The sequence below is a fragment of the Rhizobium sp. CB3090 genome, from assembly GCF_029714285.1.
Lineage (GTDB): Bacteria > Pseudomonadota > Alphaproteobacteria > Rhizobiales > Rhizobiaceae > Rhizobium.
This window is the reverse complement of sequence record NZ_CP121662.1, coordinates 2,755,336-2,780,718: the sequence shown is the minus strand read 5'-3', so window position 1 is coordinate 2,780,718 and position 25,383 is coordinate 2,755,336. Positions and strand designations below refer to the sequence as shown.

Below are 25,383 nucleotides of genomic sequence, written 5' to 3'. Positions count from 1 at the left end.
ACCTCTTCTTTAAGTATTCCGAAACGCGATATCCCTAACGTGAGAGTTGATCATTTTGTCGCGTTGGAGTGCTCAATGGTGGAGCAGTTGGCGTGAGCGCCTTGCTGCACATTTTCCGGCCATCCCGGAAGCTTGTCGTCATTATCGGCGGAGTGGCCTTGCTGATGGGCTGCTCCGGCGCCTTCGCGCTTTATATCGGCAAAGACAGGCTTCTGGGTTTTGCCGCGGCCTCCCCGAATGGCCTGACATGCAGCGACGTCAATCTCGTTACCATCCGCAAGGAAAACCGGATATGGGTGCGCAAATATATCCGCACCGATCCGACCGACGGCCTGACGCGCGTCAGAACGGCGCTGCGCGTTGCCAAAGCGGTATATGACGAGCAAAAACCGGATCTGGTTCAGGTCGTCGTGCTCGATAAGAACGGTCCGACACTGCGGTCCGATATTCGCGGCCGGGCGCTGGGGGCCGATGTCGTCTATGTGCCGCATCCCGACAAGATTGCCGATGGCGCCGCCGAGGAGCCGGTGACAGCGCGCTACTACAATGGCGGCGCGAGCGCCCAAGGTCTGTTTTATGGTGAACAGATCAACATGCTACCCAAGGATATCGATGACGCGCTGGCGGCGCTGAAGGATCACAGCGACTGCGACAATCCGCTGGCGGCCGAGAACGAGGCAGGCAGCGCCAAGAAGGACAAACAGAAAGCCGCCGAAGCCGCCGAACAGAAAGCCGTCGCCCGCGAGGAGAAAGAGGAAGCGCCCGCGACGCCGCCAGAACAGAATCCTCCGGCGTCCAGGGCCAATCTCCCGCCTGAGGGCAACAATACCGGCAGCTTCATTGGCGCCGACGCGACCCAACCGGATACTACGCCATCGCCCGGTCTGGACCCAACCATGACAGGCGCCAGCAACCGGCGGTCGCCGGTCACGAATTGAGGGTAGGCGTCCCGCGCCTCACTGGGGCTGAGGTAATCCCTCAATCCGCCAGGTGTTTCTCGCCGATCGCCTGATAAAGCGCGAACAGCGCTTCGTGGACTTCACCGGCAAGGCGGTAGAATTCCGGATTGGCGAGAATGGCTGGGTGTTGCAGGAGATGATCGTCGGTCATATCGAGCATCAGCGAGGTCGTATGCATCGCCTCGTGGCAACCGAATGTACCCGGCGCGAATTGCGTCAGATCGACATCGCCGATTTCGGCCAGATCGGCGAGGCGCTGCTGTTCGTGATCGGCGTCCGCAGTCTGGTTTTCATTCTCGGTCATGTTTCGTGCCTCTTGTTTCCGGAGGCGAGGATTCGCCGCGCGTTGGCGGGACTTATACGCAATCCGCAAGCAATGGCCCAATGAAAAAGGCCGCGGAGGCTTAACCCGCGGCCTATCATCTGTGCGAAACTGTTTTAGTCCGCCTTGTTGCGCCGCGCCGGGAACAGGATGATGTCGCGGATCGATGCGGAGTTGGTAAGCAGCATGATCAGGCGGTCGACGCCGATGCCGAGACCGCCGGCAGGGGGCATGCCCTGATCGATGGCGTCGAGGAATTCCTCGTCCAGTTCCTTCTGCTTCTCGCCGCGGGCATGGGCCTGTTCGAGCTGCTCTACCATGCGGGCGCGCTGCTCTTCCGGATCGTTGAGTTCCGAGAAGGCGTTGCCGAGTTCCCAGGTGTTGCAATAGGTCTCGAAGCGTTCCACGAGGCGCGGTTCGCCCGGCACTTCCTTGGCGAAGGGCGAGATGTCCTTCGGGAAATGCGTGACGTGTGCCGGCTGGATCAGCGTGCCCTCGACCTTCTCTTCGAAGATGAAGGCGAGGCATTCGCCCCAGGTGGCATCCTTCTCGACGGCGAAGCCGGCGGCCTTGGCGGCGTCGCGCGCTTCTTCATCGGTCTTGATTGCCAGGAAGTCGATGCCGGTCGCTTCCTTGACGGCATCGGGCATCGGCACGCGGCGGAACGGACCTTTGAAGGAGATCTGCTTGTCGCCGAAAGCGAATTCGGTGGTGCCGTGGATCGACATCGCCAGCGTCGAGAACAGCCGCTCGACGAGATCCATCATGTCTTCGTAGTCGGCATAGGCCCAGTAGCATTCCATCATGGTGAATTCTGGATTGTGCCGGGTAGAGACGCCTTCATTACGGAAGTTGCGGTTGATCTCGAACACCTTGTCGGCAAGAGCCGAAACCAGCGTGCGCTTCAGGAACAGTTCCGGCGCGATGCGCAGATACATGTCGAGCTTCAGCGTGTTGTGATGTGTCTTGAACGGCTCGGCGGTGGCACCGCCGTAGACCGAATGCAGCATCGGCGTCTCGACTTCCATGAAGCCGTCAGTCTCCATGAAGCGGCGGATGCCGGAGACGATGCGGCTGCGCTGCTGGAAGCGGAGTTTCGATTCCTCGTTGGTCATAATGTCGAGATGGCGCTTGCGGTAGCGCAGCTCGATGTCGGACAGGCCGTGCCACTTTTCCGGCATCGGCAGCAGCGACTTGGTCAGCATGGTGATTTGCTGCGCATTGATCGTCAGCTCGCCGCGCTTCGTACGGCGCACGACGCCGGTCACGCCGATGATGTCGCCGATATCGATCATCGGCAGCAGGGCGCGGGCCTCTTCGCCTGTCACGTCCTTGTGGCTGAAGATCTGGATCTTGCCCGACGCATCATGGATATCCATGAACATGCCGGAATTGCGTGAGGAATAGACGCGGCCGGCGACGGTGACGATATCGCCCGTTTCGGTATCCGGCTCCAGGCCCTCGTATTTTGCCGCCAGCTCGGCATTGGTCAGCGTCCGGTGGAAGTGGGCCGGATAGACGTCGCCGATCTGCTCGCGCAGCAGCTTCAGCTTCTGGCGGCGGACTTCCGTTGCGTCGGAGGAGAGGGCGGATGCTTCGGTCTTGTCGTTCATGGGTTTTACGTCCGGTTCAGTTCTTCGGGCCGACGAGGGTCGCAACAGCCTGGGCAGCAAGTTTCAGCCGCTGGCGCACGACGGAGCGGCCGAGGATCGCCATGCTGTCGAAAAGCGGCAGCGAGCGCGACGAGCCCGATACGGCCACGAAGAGGGGGGCGACCACCACCTTCAGCTTCTTGCCCATGCGGTCGGCAATGGCGCGCAACTCGGCTTCGATCGTCTCGACATTCCATTCGAGGATCTTTTCGAGGTCCGGCTGCACGGTGTTCAGGATTTCCAGCAGCTCTTCCGGCGTCGACTTGATCTTGGCGAAAGCGGAGGGATCGAGGTTGAGATCGGACTTGAACAGGAAGCCGGTCAGATCGGGCAGTTCGCCGAGCTTGGAAATGCGCGACTGCGACAGCTTCAGGCCTTCCCGCAGCCGGTTGTTTTCCATCGCCCAGGTGAGTACCCGATGCTGGAACTCTTCTTCCGAGAGCTTTTCGCGTATCCAGCGGCCGTTCAGCCAGTCGAGCTTCTGGATATCGAAAATCGCACCGGCCTTGGAGAGATTTTCCGGATCGAACTGTCCGGCAAGCTCATCCATGGTCAGCAGTTCCTCGCCTTCGGCGATCTGGATGAAGAACAGACCGAGGAAGTTCATCAGCGCCTCGGGAATATAGCCGAGTGCGGTGTAATAGGAGATCGACGTCGGGTTCTTTCGCTTCGACAGCTTCGACTTGTCGGCGTTCCGCATCAGCGACAGGTGCATGAACTGCGGCGGTTCGAGGCCGAGATACTGATAGATCAGAATGTGCTTCGGCACGGAGGCGAGCCATTCCTCGCCGCGCGCCACATGGGTGATCTTCATCAGATGGTCGTCGACAACGTTGGCCATATGATAGGTCGGCATGCCGTCGGCCTTGAGCAGGACCTGCATGTCGACGGCATCCCACGGGATTTCCACATCGCCGTAGACGCCGTCATGGAACTTGCAGGAGCCTTCGGTCGGGATCTTCATGCGTACGACATGCGGCTCGCCGGCGGCAACGCGCGTGGAGACTTCCTCTGCCGAAAGGTTCAAACAGTGGCCGTCATATTTCGGCGGCAGGCCGGCGGCACGCTGGGCTTCGCGCATCTTTTCCAGGCGCTCGGGCGTGCAGAAACAGCGAAAGCCATGGCCGGCGTCGACGATCTTCTCCACGAAGGGCTTGTAGATGTCCTTGCGGTCGCTCTGTCGATAGGGACCATAGGGGCCGCCGATGTCGGGTCCTTCCGACCATTTCAGGCCGCACCATTTCAGTGCATCGAGCACCTTGGTCTCGAATTCTGGCGTCGAGCGCGTCGCGTCGGTATCTTCGATGCGCAGGATGAACTCGCCGCCGTGCTTCTTGGCGAAGAGATAGTTGAACAGCGCGATGTAGGCAGTGCCGACATGCGGCTCGCCGGTCGGGGAGGGTGCGATGCGGACGCGAACGCCTGATGTTGTCATCTTGTTTGCCCGTCAGAAAAAGCCAGGCCGCTGCTTGGGATAAGCGCTGCCCGGCTGGAGATGTTTATCTGGATCAGGAAACCGGCCGGAAAAGGGCGTCTTGCCGCTTCAATCCCGCGTTTTCCGTTTGGCAGGCCTTAGGCCATATTCAACGGGTAACGTCAAGGGAAACTGCTCAGCCGACTGGCCAGATATAAAGCAGGGCCGGCACGCTGACGAGGATGATGATGAACGACAGCGGCAGTCCGAGACGCGGATAATCGCTGAATTTATAGCCGCCGGGTCCCATCACCAGCGTGTTGCACTGATGGCCGATCGGCGTGAGGAAATCGCAACCGGCGCCGATGGCAACCGCCATCAGAAACGCCTCCGGGCGGTAGCCCAGCGTCTGGGCAAAGCTGATGGTGATCGGCGCCATGACCAACACCGTGGCAGCGTTGTTGAGAAAGGGCGTCACCGCCATGGCAGTGACGAGGATCAGGGCAAGCGCGCCATAGGGTGGCAACTGAGTGGCGAAATGTCCAAGCCAGTGGGCAATCAGTTCGCTACCGTCAGTTGTGCGAAGCGTATCCGAGACAGGGATCAATGCCGCAAGCATGACAAGGATCGGCCCGTCGACGGCTTTGTAGACGTCGGCCAATGGAATGACCCTAAAAAGCAGCATGGCGAGAGCCGCGGCAAAGAAACCAACCGATACTGGAGCCAGGCCGGTGGCAGTCGTCCCCATGGCTGCGACCAGGATCAGAAGCGGTATATAGGCACGCCGTCTCGTTCCGAGCATGATCTCCCGTTCGGCTAGTGGCAGACAACCATTTTCCTGCAAGAAGGCTGGCATGGCTTTGCGGCTGCCCTGCAGGACCACGACGTCGCCTGCCTGCAACGAGATGCCGGCGAGCCTTTCCCCGAGGCGCTCGTCCTTGCGGCTGACCGCCAGCAGGTTGATACCGCGAGTGTGGAACAGCGAAAGATCGCGGGCCGATACGCCGTCCAAGCTGGAATCCTGCGCGATGACGGCCTCAACCGCGATAATGTCCTCGTTCTCCTCATGCACCTCGGTCATCGGCTTGCCGGAAAGCTTCAAGCTGGCGCCGGAGACAACGAGATCCAGGGCCTTTGGGCCGCCTTCCAGCAGGATAGTGTCCTCTGCCTGGAGCACGACGTCGGGGACCGGTGAAAGACGCAGGTCACCGCGCAAGATCGCGGTCGCTACAACCTCTCCATCTCCGCTGCGGAGAACTTCGTGCAGAGTTTTGCCGACGGCACCTGAACCCTTGGGCACCGTCGCTTCGGAGAAATAGGCTTTGATGTCCAGTGCGTCTTCCAAGGTAGGATTTTGCTTGCTGCGTTCGGGCACGAGGCGATGGAAGAAAATCAGGAAGAGAACACCGACGAAGGTCAGAAGCGCGCCTGTCGGCGTGAAGTCGAACATAGAGAAGGATGTTCCGTTAATTTCCTGCCGAAGCCGCGATACCACGATGTTCGGTGAAGTGCCGATTTGCGTCATCAAGCCGCCGAGAAGCGCGGCGAAGCTCATCGGCATCAGGTAGCGCGAGGGCGAAACGCCCGCTTTTTTCGAAAACTGAAAGGCAACCGGCATCATGATCGCCAACGCGCCAATGTTCTTGATGAAAGCTGAAAGCAGGGCGACCACGAGAGTCAGCAGCGCGAGCTGCATATGAGGGGATTCAAGCTTAGGAAAGAAGCGTCTGATGGCTGAATCGATTATGCCGGATCGCGCGACTCCGGCGCTGACCACCAGCGCACTGCCGACGATAATGACGATATCATCGCTGAAGCCGGAGAAAGCGTTTTCCGCAGGGACAAGGCCGAGCGCGACGGCAAGGACGAGCACCGAACACGCGACAATATCGTAACGGATCCTGCCCCAGATGAAGGCCGCCATCATCAGGGCAATAACACCAAATGCAAGTGCTTGCTGAGTGGACATGCCGCTCCGATGATGTTGTTGCCGAGGAGGACCCGAGATCGGATCGTGGCCGCCAGCTTTTGCCGATAGATATCACCGAGGTGAATCAATGCGGCGTTCGCCGCAAAGTTCCCTCGATATAACGCCCGCCGGCGATAGGCCCATCCAGCCATAGACATGGTGACGGATGGCGCACGTCTTCAGTGCCCGCCGGCCGCCTTTTTTCGCCGGTTCCGCGCCAGCATGTTGAGCACCTCGACGACCGCCGAGAAGGCCATGGCGGCGTAGACGTAGCCCTTCGGAACATGGAAGCCCATGCCTTCGGCGATCAGCGTCGTGCCGATCATTAGCAGGAAGGCGAGCGCCAGCATGACGATGGTCGGGTTCTTCTCAATGAAGTTGGCAAGCGGCGTCGCGGCCACCAGCATGACGGTGACTGCGGCAATGACGGCGATGAACATGATCGGCAGATGCGGCGTCATGCCGACGGCCGTGATGATGCTGTCGATCGAAAAGACGAGATCGAGCAACAGGATCTGGCCGATTGCCGAGGCAAAGCCGGTCGTGGTCGATTTGGCGATGAAATCCTCGCCATGCTCTGCAGGATCGACATTGTGATGGATTTCTTTGGTCGCCTTCCAGACCAGGAACAGGCCACCGCCGATCAGGATCATATCCTTCCAGGAGAAGCCCTGACCGAAGACTTCGAAGACCGGTTCCGTGAGCTGCACAATCCAGGCGACGGTGCCAAGCAGGGCAAGGCGCATGATCAAGGCGAGGCCGATGCCGATCCGGCGTGCTTTTTGCCGATGTTCGGCCGGCAGCTTGTTGGTCAGGATCGAGATGAAGATGAGGTTGTCGATACCAAGGACCACCTCCATGATGACGAGTGTGACAAGCGCGATCCATGCACTCGGATCCTGCACCAAACCAACAAAGTTCATCAATGAATTTTTCCTCTGGTCAGCCTCTGCCGACACTGACCCCCGGCGCCGGCTCCTTCATAACGGTCGTTTATGTAAGGAGCGAAATCGCAGGTACAAGCGCCGCCATTCTTTTCGCGGGCGGCGCGCATATTTCTATGCCTTCAGCGGAATCCAGATCTCCGTCACGCCCATGCCGGTACGGGAATCGAAACGATCGTCGTAACGCTCCATCGTATCGAGCAGGCCGGCATGCTGGTGGCCGGATTGCGGCAGCCAGTCACCGAAGATCTGATGCACGGTCGCGGAGATGCCGGAAACGTGGCCGCGATGGGTAAAGACGGCATAGCGCTGCTGCGGCAGTCTTAGGGTCGTAAACCCTTGCGGCAGATCGTCGGCCGCGGTGACTTCGGCGGCGGACATATAGCGGAAGGTTTCGCTTTCGTCTTCGGTCTGGGTGCAGACGCCATAGGCGACATTGCCCACTTGCCCGGGAATATGGCCGAAATGCTGGTTGAATTTCTGCCAGAGCGAGGGAATCCCTTGCGTGGCTTCATAGGCATAGGTTTCCGCAAGGCCGGCAAGCAACATTGCGGGGCGGGTCTCGAAACGCGGCGCGTCGAGTTTGGGAAGGCGGGTGTCGTCCATTCTGATCGGCTCCAGCAAAACAAGGTTTCGGGCGTGCCCCTGTTTGCGCAAACTATCCGGCGTCATGCCGAACTGCTCGCGGAAGGCACGGGTGAAAGCCTCGTGCGAGCCGTAGCCCGCCTCGAGGGCAACCTCGAGAATGGTCGATGAGCTGTTGATCAGCGCAAGAGCAGCGCCGCTGAGGCGCCGGCCCCTGATGTAGCCGCTGATCGAATGACCGGTGGTGAGCCCGAAGACGCGCGATAGATGATAGCGCGACAGGCCAGCCGTATCGGCAATCTCGTCCAGCGAGATATCAGACGAGAAGTGGCTTTCGATGAACCATATTGCTCTTCCGATCGCGCTCATGTTCGATTCCCTGGTTGCCCGCCCATTTGTTAGGGGCCGACCGGCTCTCGGGTTTGATCGCGATTGCGGGATTGAGATGGATATCCGCTGGCTATCGGAAGGCAGTCAGGCCTGATCTTTCCGATTGTTACCATAAGCGGCCATGAAGACGCGAACGGCGCCGCGCACGACATAGTCGATCTCCTCTTTCGAGGGAGGGAAATCCATGTCGCCGAACAGTCTCAGCTTGAAATAGCTGCCGCTGGCCATGTCGAGGAAATGGCGTGCGGCCATATCGAAGTCCTCGATGCGGAGGCGATCGGCGGCAATCTGACGTTCGAGAAAGCCGCGCAGAACGGTGCGCAGGTTTTCCGGGCCGGTGAAGAAGCGTTGACAGAGGGTCGGCATACGTTCGCGCACGCCGATGACGGTGCGCATGGCGCTGATGGTCTTGTCCGATGTGACGTGGGTCACGAATACCATGCCGAATTCATAAAGACTGGTGGCCACATCGGCATCATCGGCAAGCGCGGTGCGCACGGTTTCGACGAAACGCGCCCGTTCGCTGTCGATCATGGCGGAAAACAGGTCTTCCTTATTGGCGAAATAGACGTAGAGCGTGCCTTTCGAGACGCCGGCTTCGCGCGTGACGTCGTTCATGCTCGCGGCATCGAACCCCATTTTCATGAAGACACGTGTGGCGCCATCCAGAATTTGCTGGCGTTTGACGGGATCTTCTCCAGCGGCCCAACGCCCCCCTGAAGCAGGTGCGTTCAAGACGGCTATATTTTGCGGTTCGTGTTTCATCGTCTCCTTCGCTCGATCACTTTTTCTGAATCTTAATCAGATTCGTTAATTAAATCGAACCGGGTGGTTCGATAAGACTTGATATGGAATGAAAAACGATCTATGTCAACTGAACCGAACCGTTCGGTTCGATTATTTAGCCAGATTTCCGGTGGTAGGGCAATGTCGTCAAGTCATAGTAACAATGTAGCGCGCATCGTTAATGATGTCGAAGTGGAGGCGCCGACCGTCGGTGCATCTGCTGAAGCTCCTGTCGCGGAAAAGCCGGGCAATCCTCCCCCCGCCCAGGCTGCGCCTGCTCACCCGGCTCCGGCGGCCCCACCGCCGGCCGAGAAGAAGCGGCGCAGCCTGGTACTTCCCATCATTGTCGTTCTGGCGCTCGTCGCCGGTGGTTGGTACGGCTATGACTGGTGGACGAATGGCCGTTTCCTGGTGTCGACCGACGATGCCTATATCGAGGGCGATATTGCGACGATCTCGCCGAAGGTGACGGGCTATGTCGCCAAGGTGAACGTCGTCGCCAACCAGTTGGTCAAGGCGGGCGATGTGCTCGCCACGCTCGACGATGGTGACTACAAGCTGGCTTTGGAGCAGGCCCAGGCTTCGCTCGACACCGAGCAATTGTCGCTGCATACCATCGATGCCCAGATTGCCGCCGGTCAGGCTGCTCTTGCCCAATCACAGGCCCAGAAGGTCGCTTTGGAAGCGACGGTGCGCGGTGCGCAGATCACCCAGACGCGCGCTGCCGAACTTCAGTCGAAGTCCGTCGGCACCACTGCCTCGCTGGATAGCGCCAATATCGCTCTCGATCAGGCCAAGGCCAATCTCGTCGGCGGCGATGCTGCCATCGCGTCGGCTCAGGCCAATATCAACCTGCTGCAGGCGCAGCGCCGCCAGGCTGAAAGCACGATCAAGGGCCTGGAGGCCGCGCGCGATAAGGCTGCCCGCGATCTTTCCTTCACCGTGCTGAAGGCGCCTTATGACGGCGTTGTCGGCAATCGTTCGGTTCAGGAAGGCGATCTTGTTTCGCCCGGCCAGAAGCTGATGGCGATCGTTCCGACCCGCCAGCTCTATATCGACGCCAATTTCAAGGAAACCCAGATCCAGCACCTGGTTCCCGGCTCCAAGGTCAACGTGCATGTCGACGCCTACAGCGATCATCCGATCGTCGGCACGGTAGCGTCGATCTCACCGGCCTCCGGTTCCGTCTTCTCGCTGTTGCCGCCTGAAAATGCCACGGGCAACTTCACCAAGGTCGTCCAGCGCGTGCCGGTTCGCATCGCCTTGCCGCAGGATGCGCTCGACAGCGGTCGTCTGCGTGCTGGTTTGAGTGTCGTCGTCGATGTCGATACCCGCACCGCGCCTGATCGAGCCGGATTGGCCAGCAACTAGGCCGGTTCAGCGATTTCAAGGAATCGCTTTTCCGCTCTATTCCTTTGTTTTCACGCAATTCCAGGAAAGCCGCTTCGCACTTTTCCTGGAATTGCTCCAAGTTCGGAGAGCGCCGATGGCCTCGACAGCAGCGACCGCAGGTTCGATAGCCGGTCCCGTCGTCCCAGCGGCGGACCACATGGACCCCCGTAAGCTCATCGCTTTCTTTGCGATGGTGCTCGGCATGTTCATGTCGATCCTGGACATTCAGGTGGTATCCGCATCCCTCAGCGAAATCCAGGCCGGTCTTAGCGCCGGCTCGGATGAAATTCCCTGGGTGCAAACGGCCTATCTGATCGCTGAAGTCATCATGATTCCGCTTTCGGGAACATTGGCTCGCATCATCTCGACACGATATCTTTTCGCAATCTCCGCAGCCGGCTTCACCATCGCCAGCGGTCTTTGCGCGACAGCGACCAACATCGATCAGATGATCGTCTATCGTGCGTTGCAGGGCTTTATCGGCGGTGGCATGATTCCGTCGGTTTTCGCGGCTGCCTTCACCATTTTCCCGCCGTCAAAGCGCAACGTGGTGTCGCCGATCATCGGCTTGATTGCAACGTTGGCTCCCACGATCGGCCCGACGGTCGGTGGTTATCTCAGCCACGCCTTCTCCTGGCACTGGCTGTTCCTCGTCAACATTGGGCCTGGCATCGTCGTCACCCTTGTCACCTGGAATTTCATCGACTTCGACAAGCCGGAGCTGTCGTTGATGAAGAAGTTCGACTGGTGGGGATTGTTTTCCATGGCGGTGTTTCTCGGCGCGCTGGAATATGTGCTGGAAGAAGGCAACACCAACGATTGGTTCAACGACAACTATATCGTGATTGCCGCGATTGCTTCGGGGATCGGCGCGCTCGTCTTCTTTTACCGGGCCTTCACCGTCGATTTCCCCGTGGTCGATTTGAAGGCCTTCGGCAACAAGAATTTCGCTTTTGGTTCGATGTTCTCCTTCGTCATGGGCATCGGGCTTTATGGTCTCACCTATATCTATCCCGTCTATCTCAGCCGTATTCGTGGATACGATTCGCTGATGATCGGCGAGACGATGTTCGTCTCCGGCCTCGCCATGTTCTTCACTGCGCCTCTCGCCGGTTTTCTTTCCGGCAAGATGGATCTTCGGATCATGATGATCATCGGCTTCTGCAGTTTCGCGACCGGCACGTGGATCATGACCGGCCTGACGACGGACTGGGATTTCTGGGAGCTCTTTATCCCGCAGATTCTTCGCGGTTTCGGGCTGATGTTGTGCATGGTGCCGATCAACAATATCGCGCTCGGAACCATGCCTCCCGCGCGCATGCGCGGCGCTTCCGGCCTGTTCAACCTGACCCGCAATCTCGGCGGTGCCGTTGGGCTCGCCATCATCAATACCGTGCTCAGCACCCGCCAGGACACCCATTATATGCATCTGCGCGATCATGTGCATTGGGGGAGCCCCGCAGCGATCGATCAAATCAACAATATGACGGCGAATTTTAACGCCAACGGACTGGACGGTCCGCAGGCAGCACTAAAGCAGTTGGTCAACATGGCCGAGCAGCAAGCGGTCATCATGTCGTTCGGCGACGTTTTCCTGATGCTGACGGTATTGTTCCTTGCGATGATCTTCGGCGTATTGATGCTCAGCAAGCCGAATGCACCGCCGAAAGGCGCAGGCGGCGGTGGTCACTAGCCGTTTCACTCCTATCTAGGTATAATTAAAGGCTTCTCGGATCGAGGAGCCTTTTCTTTTCGTGCCGTTTGACAGGAATTTTCGGGCGCCAAAAATTTTTGATTTACGTACATCAGATTTAGCAGTAAGGATTTCATCAGGAGGAGCTGATGAGACCCACCGTTTACGATATCGCCGCTGCCGCGGGCGTCAGCCTCGCAACTGTTGATAGGGTGCTGAACCGACGCCCAGGCGTTCGTCTCGTCACGCGCGAGAAGGTGGAAGCAGCCATCCGTGACATCGGCTATATCCGCGATGTGGCGGCAGCCAATCTCGCCAAGGGCCGCGTCTATCCGCTCGTCTTCATCCTGCCGACCGGCGACAATTCCTTCATGCATGGGCTCTATGCCGAGGTGCGCCAGGCGATGACGCGCTCGACCTTCGAGCGCACTGAAATCCGCATCGTAGAGGTGCCAGCCTTCGATCCGCCGGCGCTGGTTGCCGCACTCGACGCGCTGCAGGGACAGGAACTTGCCGGCGTGGCCTTGGTGGCGACGGATGCGCCGGAAGTGCGCGCCGCTGTCGACCGGCTGGTGACGGCAGGGATTCCCGTGGTCACGCTCGTTTCCGATCTCACCGGCTCTACCCGGCACCATTATGCCGGGATCGACAATATTGCCGCTGGTCGGACGGCTGCTCGGCTGCTCGGCCGTTTCCTCGGCGGGCGCAAGGGCGACATCACCGTTCTTGCCGGGTCCATGCTGGTGCGCGACCATCGTGAGCGCCTGGAAGGATTTTCATCCGTCATGGCGGAGGAATTTCCGCAGTTACGCTTGCTGCCGGTGCTCGAAGGCCGCGACGATCCGGAAATCGCCAATAGGCTGATCTCCGAAGCGCTTTCCGGCGGCAACAGCATCATCGGCATCTACAGTCTCGGCGCCGGCAATCGCGGTCTGCTCAGGGCACTGAAGCAGACCGGGCAGGGGCACGAGCTGACGGTCGTCGTGCACGAACTGACCGAACACACCCGCACGGCCTTGCTAGACGGCACTATCGATGCCGTTCTCAACCAGGATGCCGGCCATGAGGTGCGCAGCGCCATACGCGTCATGAAGGCGACGGCGGACGGCCAGGATGTCATCGCCGGCCAGGAGCGCATCCGCCTCGACATTTTCTTGAAGGACAATCTGCCCTGACCATCAAAACCAGCGGCAGAGCATAGGGAGTTACATTTGATGTATTTGGGTCTTGATCTCGGAACGTCCGGCGTCAAAGCGATGCTGATCGACGGCAACCAGAAGATCATCGGATCGGCCAATGGCGGGCTGGACGTGTCGCGCCCGCATCCGGGTTGGTCGGAGCAGGAGCCGGCGCACTGGATTCGTGCCACCGAGGAGGCGGTTGCCGGCTTGAAGGCGGCTCATCCGAAGGAATTGGCTGCGGTGCGCGGCATCGGCCTCTCCGGCCAGATGCACGGCGCGACGCTGCTCGATGCCGACGACAGGGTGCTGCGTCCCTGCATTCTCTGGAACGATACGCGCAGCTATCTCGAAGCTGCCGCTCTCGACGCCGATCCGCGCTTCCGCGCCTTGACCGGCAACATCGTATTCCCCGGTTTCACCGCACCGAAGCTTGCCTGGGTTGCCAAGCACGAGCCGGAGATTTTTGCTAGGGTACGTTGGGTGTTGCTGCCGAAGGATTATCTGCGCCTGTGGCTGACCGGCGAACATATGTCGGAAATGTCCGATTCCGCTGGCACCTCCTGGCTGGATACCGGCAAGCGCAAGTGGTCTTCCGAGCTGCTTGCCGCCACTAACCTCGATGAAAAGCAGATGCCGACGCTGGTGGAAGGCACGGAAGCCGCCGGTAAGCTGCGCGGCGAGCTGGCCTCGAAGTGGGGTATTGCCGGCGATGTCGTCGTGGCTGGTGGGGCAGGGGACAACGCGGCTTCGGCTTGCGGCATGGGTACGGTCAGTGATGGCGCCGCCTTTGTGTCACTCGGGACATCGGGCGTCCTCTTTGCCGCCAACGGCTCCTACCTGCCAAAGCCGGAAAGCGCCGTTCATGCCTTCTGCCACGCGCTGCCGCACACTTGGCACCAGATGGGCGTCATCCTCTCGGCAACCGACGCATTGAACTGGCATTCGAACGTCACCGGCAAATCCGCCGCCGAACTCACCGGCGAATTAGGGGATACGCTGAAGGCACCGTCCGGCGTCACTTTCCTTCCCTATCTTTCCGGCGAACGCACCCCGCATAATGATGCGACCATCCGCGGCGCGTTCATCGGTCTCGGCCATGAAAGCAGCCGCGCCGTGCTAACCCAGGCTGTGCTCGAAGGCGTCAGCTTCGCCATTCGTGACAATCTCGAAGCGCTGCGCTCGGCAGGGACCGATATCGCCCGCGTCACCGCCATCGGCGGCGGCTCACGCTCGCGTTACTGGCTGGCCTCGATCGCGACCGCGCTCGGCGTTCCCGTCGATTTGCCGGCCGACGGCGATTTCGGGGCCGCTTTCGGCGCTGCCCGTCTCGGCCTGATCGCAGCAACCGGCGCCGACCCGATCGAGGTCTGCACGCCGCCGAAGACCGCCGGCACGATCGAACCGGTCACCTCGCTGACCGGCGCTTACGAGGATGCCTACAAGCGTTATCGCGCCCTTTATCCGGCGATCAAGCCGCTGAGCACAGTTTGAGGGAAGCCCCCTCACCCTGCCCTCTCCCCGAGGGGAGAGGGGAGAACGGAGGATGCCGCTCTACCTTCGCCCCAAGGGGGCGAAGGTGCCCCAAAGGGGCGGATGAGGGGGCGTTACCGGCACAAACAACAATACCGAATACCAAACCCAAGGAGATGAGATATGGGCACCGGATTTTTTGGTGACATCAAGAAAGTGAAGTACGAAGGCCCCGACAGCACCAACCCGCTGGCCTTCCGCCACTACAACAAGGATGAAGTTGTTCTCGGCAAGCGCATGGAAGACCATCTGCGTTTTGCCGTTGCCTATTGGCACACCTTCACTTGGCCCGGCGGCGACCCCTTCGGCGGCCAGACTTTCCTACGCCCCTGGTTCCAGGACACGATGGAAGCGGCCAAGCTGAAGGCCGATGTCGCCTTCGAATTCTTCAACCTGCTGGGTGCGCCTTATTACTGCTTCCACGACGCCGATGTGCGTCCGGAAGGCAAGAATTTTGCCGAGAATACCAGGAACCTCAACGAGATCGTCGACTATTTCGCTGAGAAGCAGGCTGAAACGGGCGTCAAGCTGCTCTGGGGTACGGCGAACCTCTTCTCCAACCGCCGCTTCATGTCGGGCGCTGCGACCAATCCGGATCCGGATGTCTTCGCTTTCTCGGCCGCGACCGTGAAGACCTGCATGGACGCAACCCACAAGCTCGGCGGCGAAAACTACGTTCTCTGGGGCGGCCGCGAAGGCTATGAGACCCTGCTCAACACCGATTTGAAGCGTGAGCTGGACCAGTTGGGCCGCTTCCTCAACCTGGTGGTCGAGTACAAGCACAAGATCGGCTTCAAGGGCACGATCCTCATCGAGCCGAAGCCGCAAGAGCCGACCAAGCATCAGTATGATTACGATGTCGCGACCGTCTACGGTTTCCTGAAGAAGAACGGCCTGGAAAACGAAGTGAAGGTCAACATCGAGCAGGGTCACGCGATCCTTGCCGGCCATTCCTTCGAGCATGAACTGGCGCTTGCCAATGCCCTCGGCATCTTCGGCTCGATCGACATGAACCGCAACGACTATCAGTCCGGCTGGGATACCGACCAGTTCCCGAACAATGTCCCGGAAATGTCGCTCGCTTATTACCACGTTCTCGCAGGCGGCGGCTTCAAGACCGGCGGCACCAACTTCGACGCCAAGCTGCGCCGTCAGTCGCTCGATCCGGAAGACCTGCTGATCGGCCATATCGGCGGCATGGACTGCTGCGCCCGTGGCCTCAAGGCCGCTGCCAAGATGATCGAGGACAAGGCGCTCTCCAAGCCGCTCGCCGACCGCTACGCCGGCTGGGATTCCGCTGAGGGACAGAAGCTGCTGCGCGGCGAATATTCCCTCGACCAAATCGCGCAGTGGGTCGAGAGCAAGGATATCAACCCGCAACCGAAGTCCGGCAAGCAGGAACTCCTGGAAAACATCGTCAATCGTTACGTTTGATCGTCAAGATGCGGGAGGCGGTGATCCATCGCCTCCCGAGCTACCGCCTGAATGTGCAGCTATCGCCGGAGCCGTGCCGGAGCCGCGACTGAGTTTCGCACCACCAGATCGGGCCGCAGCAGGATCTCCGTCTCGGCCGGCCGGCCATCCGACAGGAGTTCGAGCAGGAGTGCCATCGCATGCTTGCCGATGGCGGTGCGCGGCTGCCGGATTGTCGTCAGCGATGGCGTCATGAAGACGGCCTGCGGCACATCGTCGAAGCCGGTCACCGAGAAATCGTTCGGAATGTCGTAGCCGCGCGCTTTCAGCCCGATCATCACGCCGATGGCCGTCTGATCGTTGACGCACATGAAGGCTGTCGGCAGCGTATCGCGCATGAAAAGCTGCTCGACGGCCAGCCTTCCGCTCTCGATGGTGCCGTCGCCCTCGAACACGATGCGGAGGTCAGTACCGATGCCGGCGGCGTCGAGACCAGCGTCATAGCCCATGCGCCGCCGGCTATAGGCGAGGCGGGTGCGCGAATCGCCGATGAAGGCAATCTTGCGATGACCCTCGGCGACCAGGAGGTCGACAGCCTTGCGTGCTCCGGCGATATCGTCCACGCCGACATAGGGAATGCCCCCGTTGAAGACCGGCTCGAAGACGCCGACGCTCGGCGGCAGCCGTGCCGTCATCGTCTGATGTCCGAAGGGCAGGATGCCGGTGAACAGGATCAAGCCTGCTGCCTGGTTGGAATTCAGGAACTTCAGATATTCCAGCCCGCGTTGCGCATCGTTCTGCGTATGGCCGATCAGGATGCCATAGCCGTGCGAGCGTGCCTCATTTTCCAACCCGATGAGAATGTTGGAGAAATTGGGATCGCCGATATCGGGTGCGACGACGAGAATCATATTCGATCGGCCGAGCCGCAGGCTACGGGCCATGGCATTGGTGGTATAACCAGTTATCGCAATCGCCTGATTGACCTTCAGCCGCGTCGAGTTCGCGACCTTCTCAGGCATATGGATTGCCCGCGAGACCGTTGCGATCGAAACATTGGCAATGCGGGCGACGTCTTCGATGGTTGCGGGCGTGGAATTAGACACTGCGCTCTGCCTTGGGTCTCGTCTCGGACCGGACACTACACAGACTTCCGCGGAGATCAAAGGCGACCGCGACAAATTGTGCAACATGCCACCATGTAAACCTTTACACCGAATATGTAAAGGTTTACACAGCAAGGAGTGGTGTGGGGCCACAGGGAGGAAAGTGATGAGTTCGGAGGCCGTCGACGGCGCTGTAGTGCTGTCCGCGAGACGTATTTCCAAGTCCTTCAGCGGCGTGCAGGTGCTGTTCAGCGTCAATTTCGATCTTCGGGCCGGCGAGATCCATGCGCTCATGGGCGAAAACGGTGCCGGCAAGTCGACGCTCGTCAAGATTCTCTCCGGTTTCGAGCAGCCAAGCTCCGGCGAGATCCTGCTTGATGGCCAGGCGGTGAAGCTGCCGCCGAACGGCGCTGCTGAGGCGCTCGGCATTGTCATCATCCACCAGGAATTCAATCTCGCCGAAGATCTGACCGTTACCGAGAGCCTGTTTCTCGGCCGTGAAGTTACGCGTTTCGGGGTGCTCGATCGCAAATACATGCGTGCGGAGACACGGCGCGTCCTCGATCTCCTCGGTTCGCATGTCGACGAGAACGCCCTGATCGGCACGCTTTCCATCGCCGACAAGCAGATGGTGGAGATCGCCAAGGCGATCAGCCGGGACGCAAGAATCGTCTTCATGGACGAGCCGACCGCCGTTCTGTCGCGAGAAGAAACCAACTTCCTGTTCAAACAGGTGCGAAAGCTGCGCGATCAGGGAACAAGCTTCGTCTTCGTGTCCCACAAGCTCGACGAGGTCATGGAACTGACGGACCGGGTTACGGTCCTGCGCGACGGCCAATGGGTGAAGACATCACAGACCTCGCTGCTCGACGGCGAATCGATTGCCCAGTTGATGGTCGGGCGGGAGCTTTCGAGCCTCTATCCCGCCAAGAACGAGCCCGATGTCGATGAAAAGGTCGTGCTCAGCGTCAACGCTGTTTCAACAGGCTATGTCCACGACGCCAGCTTCGAACTGCGCAAGGGCGAAATATTGGGCTTTTCCGGTATGATCGGCTCGGGCCGCACCGAACTGATGGAGGCGATCGTCGGCCTGCGCTCGCGCGCCGGCGGCGAAGTCGTCGCCAACGGCCAGTCCGTGCCGCCGCATGACGTGCATGCGGCCATCGACGCCGGCCTTGCCTATATGACCAAGGATCGCAAGTCCAAGGGTCTGCTTCTGAATTCGGGCATGGCCGTCAACCTGACCCTCCAGTCCCTGGATCGGCACGGCAAGTTCGGCTATCTCAGCGCCTCCAGCGAAGCCGGCGCATTGGCGCGGGCGCGTCGTCGTTTCGATATCCGCGTGCGTGACGGCAATATCATCGTCGGCCGCATGTCCGGCGGCAATCAGCAGAAATTGCTGCTGGCGAAGGTCATGGAAACCGAACCGCGGATCATCATCATCGACGAGCCGACCCGCGGCATCGATGTCGGCACGAAACAGCAGATCTACCATTTCATTTCGGCGCTGGCCCGAGACGGCCATTCGATCATCGTGGTCTCATCGGAGATGCCCGAGGTCATCGGGCTGTGCACGCGGATCGCCGTGATGCGCGAAGGCCGGATCGTCGGCGTGCTCGAAGGAGAGGAGATCTCCGAGCAGGAAATCATGCGTTATGCGGCGGGCCTGAAGAAAAAGACGGCGGCCTGAACAGGCGGCAAGAAAGCAAGGCGAATTCCCAGCCATGATGGGAACGGGAGGTTGGTTTTGGATATGAGCGTGGGCGAAGACAGCAGCGGGAAGGCAGGCCGGCGAGCCCGGTCCTGGCGGGATGTCGATCTCAGGGCCGTTGCGCCGTTTGCGGCATTGGTTCTGCTTCTGATCGTGGGTGCACTGGTCAACCCGAACTTCATCGGCATTATCAATCTCACCAATGTCGCGACGAGATGCGCCTATATCGCGATCATCGCTGTTGGGGCCACCTTCGTCATCTCGGCGGGCGATCTTGATTTGTCGGTTGGCGCCATGGTTGCCTTCGTCGCAAGCCTGATGATCCTCCTGTTGAATTCAGGCGTCATAGCCGATCCGGCGCTGATGCTGGCGGCGGCCGTGTTGTTCGCGATCGTTGCCGGTCTCCTGTGCGGCCTCGCCAATGGCCTGATCACGACCATGGGCAGGATCGAGCCGTTCATCGCGACCCTGGGCACGATGGGCGTCTACCGCGGCCTGACGACCTGGTTGTCGCAGGGCGGCGCGATCACCTTGCGCGCGGCGGATATACAAACGCTCTACAAGCCGGCCTATTATGGCTCCGTGCTCGGCGTGCCGGTGCCGATTGCGGTCATCCTTCTCGTGACCTGCGTCGCCGCCTTCATTCTTTACCGCACCCGCTACGGCCGGCATGTCATCGCCGTCGGCTCCAATCGCGATGTCGCGCGTTATTCCGGGGTCGCGGTCAATCGCGTGCGTACCATCGCCTTCGTCATTCAGGGCCTTTGTGTATCGATCGCCGTGCTTCTCTATGTGCCGCGGCTTGGTTCGACATCGGCGACGACGGGGAACCTGTGGGAATTGCAGGCGATCACGGCCGTCGTCGTTGGCGGTACGGCGCTGAAGGGCGGGGCGGGCCGGGTATGGGGGACCATTTGCGGCGCCTTCATCCTCGAGCTGGTCGGCAACATCATGCTGCTTTCCAATTTCATCAGCGAGTATCTGCTCAGTGCCATCCAGGGCGCGATCATCATCATCGCCATGCTGGTTCAGCGCTCGCTTGCTCGCAAATAGCGAATAACCGGGTCTAAGGGGCGCCCGGTCCTTATGACAATGCCCTGTTTCTATCTGGGAGGATGAAATATGCGTAAAAGACTCATTGGTCTGGCTGTCGTGCTGGCGGCTCTCGCCGGGACGGTCCATGCCGAGGACAAAAAGGTCACCATCGGCGTTTCCATTCCGGCGGCGGACCATGGCTGGACCTCGGGCGTCGTCTTCCATGCCGAACGCGTCGCCAAACTTTTGATGGCGGAACATCCGGGGCTGAATGTCATCGTCAAGACCTCGCCCGACGCGGCAAGCCAGGCAAATGCGGTGCAGGATCTTGAGACCCAGGGCATCGACGCTCTCGTGATCTTGCCGTCGGATCCCGATCCGCTGGTCAATGCGATCAAGGAAGTCAAGGACAAGGGCAAGTTCGTCGCTCTCGTCGACCGCGCGCCGAGCAACAACGACAATTCCGTCCGCGATCTCTATGTCGCCGGCAACAATCCTGCTCTTGGCCAGACGGCGGGCGAATATATCAAGGCCCATACACCGAATGCTCAGGTCGTCGTCATCCGCGGTCTGCCGATCCCGATCGACCAGCAGCGTCAGGATGGTTTCGACAAGGGAATCGCCGGCTCCAACGTCAAGGTTCTCGACCGGCAATACGGCAACTGGAACCGTGACGATGCTTTCAAGGTCATGCAGGATTATCTGACGAAGTTCCCGAAGATCGACGTCGTGTGGTGCCAGGATGACGACATGGCCGTCGGCGTGCTGCAGGCGATCGATCAGGCCAAGCGCACCGACATCCAGTATGTCATCGCAGGCGCCGGCTCCAAGGACATGGTCAAGAAGGTCATGGACGGCGACAAGCTGATCCCGGTCGATGTGCTCTATCCGCCGGCGATGGTCGGAACGGCCATGGAACTGACGGCTTCCAACTTTTATGATCAGGTTCCGGTTCGCGGCAATTATATCCTGGATGCGACCTTGGTCACCAAGGACAATGCCAAGGATTTCTACTTCCCCGATTCGCCGTTCTGAGCGGCTGATCCAGGCAGACGTGCCCGCCGGTTCAGTTCCGGCGGGCGTTTTTTATGCAGCCGCCGTTTCGTTTCGTAGTGGGCGGCGATTTTTGCGGCACGTACCTCTTGCCGTCGTCGGCGGGCCGTGATTAGGTCATGAGGCATTCGACTTTCAGCCCGACGAGCCTATAGTTTTTTGAGGCTATGGCATCTGAGCCGCCTCGGATCTGGGTCGGGAAGGTATCGGAAACGTTTACAGAACGCGATTAGGGAGGAATTACTGATGAAGACGATCAAGGGTCCAGGCCTGTTTCTTGGCCAGTTCGCCGGCGACGCGGCACCGTTCAACTCGTGGGATTCGATCACGAAATGGGCTGCCGAAGCCGGCTATATCGGCGTGCAGGTTCCGACCTGGGCAAGCCAGCTCATCGACCTGAAGAAAGCCGCCTCCTCGAAAGATTATTGTGACGAATTCGCTGGTGTCGCCCGCGCCAATGGCGTCGAAGTCACCGAGCTTTCGACGCATCTGCAGGGCCAACTCGTCGCCGTACACCCTGCCTATGACGAAGCCTTTGACGGCTTTGCGGCGCCAGAGGTGCGCGGCAACCCTAAGGCGCGCCAGGAATGGGCCGTCGAACAGGTGAAGATGGCGCTGACGGCATCCAAGCATCTCGGCATCAAGGCGCATGCGACCTTCTCCGGCGCTCTCGCCTGGCCGTTCATCTATCCCTGGCCGCAGCGTCCCGCTGGTCTCGTCGAAACCGCCTTCGAGGAACTTGCCCGCCGCTGGACGCCGATCCTCAACCATGCCGACGAAAACGGCGTCGACGTCTGCTACGAGATCCATCCGGGCGAAGACCTGCATGACGGCGTCACTTTCGAGATGTTCCTGGAGCGCGTGAAGAACCATCCGCGCGCCAACATGCTCTACGATCCCTCGCACTACGTCCTGCAGTGCCTCGACTATCTCGAGAATATCGACATCTACAAGGACCGCATCAAGATGTTCCACGTCAAGGATGCGGAGTTCAACCCGACCGGGCGCCAGGGCGTCTATGGCGGCTATCAGGGCTGGGTCGAGCGCGCCGGTCGCTTCCGTTCGCTCGGCGACGGCCAGGTCGATTTCGGTGCCGTCTTCTCGAAGATGACCGCCAATAATTTCGACGGTTGGGCCGTGGTCGAATGGGAATGTGCGCTGAAGCATCCCGAGGACGGTGCTCGTGAAGGCGCCGAGTTCGTCAAGGCGCACATTATCCGCGTGACGGAGAAGGCCTTCGACGATTTTGCGGGCAGCGGTACGGATCAGGCGGCCAACCGGCGTATGTTGGGGCTGTCGTAATCTCCTCTTCTCCCCAGCGGGGAGAAGATGTCCGAAGGACAGATGAGGGGAACGAGGAGCGTCGCGACGAGTGCCTTGAGCGGCAAGCGAAAGGCTATGTTCGCTGAAATCCCCCTCATCCGACCCTTCGGGCCACCTTCTCCCCGCTGGGGAGAAGGAAGTTCAAATTAGTTTCTCAGGAGGACTATATGGCAATCGAAGGATCATCGGAGCAGACGCGGGAGCCGCGCATTCGGCTTGGCATGGTGGGGGGCGGCGCGGGTGCCTTTATCGGGGCGGTGCACCGGATCGCCGCGCGCATTGACGACCAGTTCGACCTCGTTGCCGGCGCACTGTCGGCCTCGCCGGATAAGGCTGTTGCCTCGGGGCGCGATCTCGGTCTCGATCCCTCGCGCACTTACTCCAGCTATCGCGACATGGCGATCCGCGAAGCGAAGCTGAAGAACGGCATCGAAGCTGTTTCGATCGTGACGCCGAACCATGTTCATTATGACGCCGCCAAGGAATTCCTGAAGCGCGGCATCCATGTTATCTGCGACAAGCCGCTGACCTCCAATCTTGCCGACGCAAAGAAGCTAAAGAAGGTGGCCGACGAAAGCGGCGCGCTGTTCATCCTGACGCACAATTACACCGGCTATCCGATGGTCCGCCAGGCGCGTGAGATGATTGCCAATGGCGAGCTCGGCGATATCCGTATCGTGCATGCGGAATATCCGCAGGATTGGCTGACGGAAAATATCGAGCAATCGGGCCAGAAGCAGGCGGCCTGGCGCACCGATCCGGCCCAATCCGGCGCCGGCGGTTCCACCGGCGATATCGGCACGCATGCCTATAATCTCGCGTCCTTCGTCTCCGGCCTGGAACTCGACAGCCTTGCCGCCGATCTCGACAGCTTCGTCGAAGGCCGCCGCCTTGACGACAATGGCCATCTGCTGCTGCGCTTCAAGGCAAAGGGCAAGGAAAAGCCGGCTAAGGGCATGCTGTGGTGCAGCCAGGTGGCGCCGGGTCATGAGAACGGGCTTAAAGTCCGCGTCTACGGCACCAAGGGCGGCATCGAGTGGACACAGGCCGATCCCAATTATCTGTGGTACACGCCGTTCGGCGAGCCGAAGCGCCTGATCACCCGCAACGGTGCGGGTTCCGGTGCAGCCGCGGCGCGTGTCTCGCGCATCCCATCGGGTCATCCGGAAGGCTATCTCGAAGCCTTCGCCACGATCTACACCGAGGCTGCCCGGGCCATCAATGCCCGCAAGAAGGGCGTGGCAGTCGATCCGGCCGTGGTCTACCCGACCGTCGATGACGGCGTGAAGGGGGTCGCTTTCGTCGAGGCCTGCGTTGCCTCTTCGAAGCGCAATGGTGCCTGGGTCAAGCTTTGATTCTGAGCATGGGGCGGTGGGTTGTCTGCCGCCCCATACGTTTCGACTTCTGACTGCAACGTTGCAGTTTTGTCATTTCAGGGCTGTACAAGGACGTTTTCGCTGGTTTAAACCGCGCGCGGGCCCAATATCGTGAGCGCGGTCGATCGCATCTTGCCGTCCCGCCGTTTGAAAGAAACGAGATTAGTCATGATTGATCCAAAGAGCTTCGCCGCCCGTTTCCCGGGCGATTTCACGTTTGGCGTCGCCACTGCCGCCTTTCAGATCGAAGGTTCCACCAAGGCGGATGGCCGCAAGCCGTCGATCTGGGATGCCTTCGCCAACATGCCGGGCCGCGTCTATCATCGCCATAACGGCGATGTCGCCTGCGATCATTATAACCGGCTGGAACAGGATCTCGATCTGATCAAGGAGATGAGCGTCGAGGCCTATCGCTTTTCGATCGCCTGGCCGCGCATCATTCCCGATGGCACCGGTCCGGTGAACGAGGCCGGTCTCGATTTCTACGATCGTCTCGTCGATGGCTGCAAGGCACGCGGCATCAAGACCTTCGCGACGCTCTATCACTGGGATCTGCCGCTGACGCTAGCGGGTGACGGCGGCTGGACAGCGCGTTCGACGGCCTATGCCTATCAGCGTTATGCGAAGACCGTGGTAGCGCGCCTCGGTGACCGACTGGATTCGGTCGCCACCTTCAATGAGCCCTGGTGCATTGTTTGGCTCAGCCACCTCTACGGCGTCCATGCGCCGGGCGAACGCAACATGCAGGCTGCACTTCATGCCATGCACTATATGAACCTCGCCCATGGCCTTGGTGTCGAGGCGATCCGCGCGGAAGCGCCGAAGGTGCCCGTCGGCATCGTGCTCAATGCCGCATCAATCCTGCCGGGTTCCGATAGCGCCGAAGATCAAGCCGCTGTCGAGCGTGCGCATCAGTTCCACAACGGCGCCTTCTTCGATCCGATCTTCAAAGGCGAATATCCGAAGGAATTCGTCGAGGCGCTGGGCGATCGCATGCCTGTTGTCGAGGATGGCGATCTGAAGATCATCAATCAGAAGCTCGATTGGTGGGGTCTGAACTACTACACGCCGATGCGCGTCTTCGATGATGCGTCCAAGAGTGGTGATTTCCCCTGGACGAAGGAAGCGCCGCCGGTAAGCGATGTGAAGACCGATATCGGCTGGGAAATCTATGCGCCGGGCCTGAAGCATGTCGTGCAGGACCTCTACAAGCGCTACGAACTGCCGGAATGCTACATCACCGAAAACGGCGCCTGCTACAACATGGAGGTCGTCAACGGCGAAGTCGATGACCAGCCGCGCCTCGACTACTACGTCGACCATCTCGGCGTCGTCGCCGACCTGATCAAGGACGGCTATCCCATGCGCGGCTATTTCGCCTGGAGCCTGATGGATAATTTCGAATGGGCGGAAGGCTATCGTATGCGCTTCGGGCTTGTGCATGTCGATTACGAGACGCAGGTGCGCACGGTGAAGAAGAGCGGCAAGTGGTACCGCGAACTCGCCGGGCAATTCCCAAAGGGGAATCACAAGGCGGTTTGATTGGTGA

General features: G+C 60.0%; 20 protein-coding genes. 12 read left to right on the top strand and 8 right to left on the bottom strand.

From position 1 onward, the window contains the following. Window positions 1-92 precede the first annotated feature (92 nt). Window positions 93-938, top strand: coding sequence for a hypothetical protein (locus QA646_RS13380; protein WP_283055919.1), 846 nt, complete (start codon window positions 93-95; stop codon window positions 936-938). Between the two features lie 40 nt (window positions 939-978). On the opposite strand, the gene QA646_RS13375 is transcribed toward QA646_RS13380, so the two are convergent. The 7 genes from QA646_RS13375 to QA646_RS13345 form a co-directional block, all read right to left on the bottom strand. After that, window positions 979-1,263: a hypothetical protein gene (locus QA646_RS13375; protein ID WP_283055918.1), complete on the bottom strand. Its 285-nt coding sequence runs from the start codon at window positions 1,261-1,263 to the stop codon at window positions 979-981. Between the two features lie 134 nt (window positions 1,264-1,397). Continuing rightward, the gene (gene lysS / locus QA646_RS13370; protein ID WP_283055917.1) at window positions 1,398-2,894 is read right to left on the bottom strand and encodes a lysine--tRNA ligase; all 1,497 of its coding nucleotides are present in this window, start codon (window positions 2,892-2,894) and stop codon (window positions 1,398-1,400) included. Between the two features lie 16 nt (window positions 2,895-2,910). Beyond that, complete coding sequence (gltX, locus tag QA646_RS13365) at window positions 2,911-4,368, bottom strand: glutamate--tRNA ligase (RefSeq protein WP_283055916.1); 1,458 nt, start codon at window positions 4,366-4,368, stop codon at window positions 2,911-2,913. Between the two features lie 175 nt (window positions 4,369-4,543). Continuing rightward, the gene (locus QA646_RS13360; protein WP_283055915.1) at window positions 4,544-6,316 is read right to left on the bottom strand and encodes an SLC13 family permease; all 1,773 of its coding nucleotides are present in this window, start codon (window positions 6,314-6,316) and stop codon (window positions 4,544-4,546) included. Between the two features lie 179 nt (window positions 6,317-6,495). Beyond that, a complete protein-coding gene (locus QA646_RS13355; RefSeq protein WP_283055914.1) occupies window positions 6,496-7,239 on the bottom strand; it encodes a TerC family protein in 744 nt (247 codons plus the stop codon). Between the two features lie 135 nt (window positions 7,240-7,374). Then, complete coding sequence (locus QA646_RS13350; protein ID WP_283055913.1) at window positions 7,375-8,214, bottom strand: AraC family transcriptional regulator; 840 nt, start codon at window positions 8,212-8,214, stop codon at window positions 7,375-7,377. Window positions 8,215-8,319: 105 nt separating this feature from the next. Further along, window positions 8,320-9,000, bottom strand: coding sequence for a TetR/AcrR family transcriptional regulator (locus tag QA646_RS13345; RefSeq protein ID WP_283055912.1), 681 nt, complete (start codon window positions 8,998-9,000; stop codon window positions 8,320-8,322). Between the two features lie 162 nt (window positions 9,001-9,162). Between QA646_RS13345 and QA646_RS13340 the strand changes: the two genes are divergently transcribed. From QA646_RS13340 to xylA, 5 genes are all read left to right on the top strand, one after another. After that, window positions 9,163-10,392 (top strand): HlyD family secretion protein, encoded by a 1,230-nt coding sequence (locus tag QA646_RS13340; RefSeq protein WP_283055911.1) that lies wholly within the window; start codon window positions 9,163-9,165, stop codon window positions 10,390-10,392. A gap of 115 nt (window positions 10,393-10,507) precedes the next feature. Next, window positions 10,508-12,106, top strand: a complete 1,599-nt coding sequence (locus tag QA646_RS13335) for a DHA2 family efflux MFS transporter permease subunit (protein WP_283055910.1) — start codon at window positions 10,508-10,510, stop codon at window positions 12,104-12,106. Window positions 12,107-12,255: 149 nt separating this feature from the next. Then, a complete protein-coding gene (locus QA646_RS13330; protein ID WP_283055909.1) occupies window positions 12,256-13,281 on the top strand; it encodes a LacI family DNA-binding transcriptional regulator in 1,026 nt (341 codons plus the stop codon). A 39-nt stretch (window positions 13,282-13,320) separates the two neighbouring features. After that, window positions 13,321-14,778 carry a xylulokinase gene (gene xylB, locus QA646_RS13325; protein WP_283055908.1) on the top strand — a complete coding sequence of 486 codons (1,458 nt, stop codon included), beginning with the start codon at window positions 13,321-13,323 and terminating at the stop codon, window positions 14,776-14,778. A 162-nt stretch (window positions 14,779-14,940) separates the two neighbouring features. Beyond that, window positions 14,941-16,251, top strand: a complete 1,311-nt coding sequence (gene xylA / locus QA646_RS13320; RefSeq protein WP_283055907.1) for a xylose isomerase — start codon at window positions 14,941-14,943, stop codon at window positions 16,249-16,251. 59 nt (window positions 16,252-16,310) lie between these two features. Here the strand turns inward: xylA and QA646_RS13315 are convergent, their stop codons facing one another. Continuing rightward, window positions 16,311-17,336, bottom strand: a complete 1,026-nt coding sequence (locus QA646_RS13315; RefSeq protein WP_283055906.1) for a LacI family DNA-binding transcriptional regulator — start codon at window positions 17,334-17,336, stop codon at window positions 16,311-16,313. 166 nt (window positions 17,337-17,502) lie between these two features. Here QA646_RS13315 and QA646_RS13310 point away from each other — a divergent pair, with 166 nt between their 5' ends. The 6 genes from QA646_RS13310 to QA646_RS13285 all read left to right on the top strand — a co-directional run bounded on the left by QA646_RS13310 (window position 17,503) and on the right by QA646_RS13285 (window position 25,376). Then, window positions 17,503-19,026 carry a sugar ABC transporter ATP-binding protein gene (locus tag QA646_RS13310; RefSeq protein ID WP_283055905.1) on the top strand — a complete coding sequence of 508 codons (1,524 nt, stop codon included), beginning with the start codon at window positions 17,503-17,505 and terminating at the stop codon, window positions 19,024-19,026. A gap of 63 nt (window positions 19,027-19,089) precedes the next feature. After that, complete coding sequence (locus tag QA646_RS13305; RefSeq protein ID WP_283058873.1) at window positions 19,090-20,100, top strand: ABC transporter permease; 1,011 nt, start codon at window positions 19,090-19,092, stop codon at window positions 20,098-20,100. Between the two features lie 69 nt (window positions 20,101-20,169). After that, the gene (locus QA646_RS13300) at window positions 20,170-21,117 is read left to right on the top strand and encodes a substrate-binding domain-containing protein (RefSeq protein ID WP_283055904.1); all 948 of its coding nucleotides are present in this window, start codon (window positions 20,170-20,172) and stop codon (window positions 21,115-21,117) included. 264 nt (window positions 21,118-21,381) lie between these two features. Continuing rightward, window positions 21,382-22,437, top strand: coding sequence for a sugar phosphate isomerase/epimerase (locus QA646_RS13295; RefSeq protein ID WP_283055903.1), 1,056 nt, complete (start codon window positions 21,382-21,384; stop codon window positions 22,435-22,437). 188 nt (window positions 22,438-22,625) lie between these two features. Next, window positions 22,626-23,813 carry a Gfo/Idh/MocA family oxidoreductase gene (locus tag QA646_RS13290; RefSeq protein WP_283055902.1) on the top strand — a complete coding sequence of 396 codons (1,188 nt, stop codon included), beginning with the start codon at window positions 22,626-22,628 and terminating at the stop codon, window positions 23,811-23,813. Between the two features lie 189 nt (window positions 23,814-24,002). Continuing rightward, window positions 24,003-25,376: a GH1 family beta-glucosidase gene (locus tag QA646_RS13285; protein ID WP_283055901.1), complete on the top strand. Its 1,374-nt coding sequence runs from the start codon at window positions 24,003-24,005 to the stop codon at window positions 25,374-25,376. Window positions 25,377-25,383 lie beyond the last annotated feature (7 nt).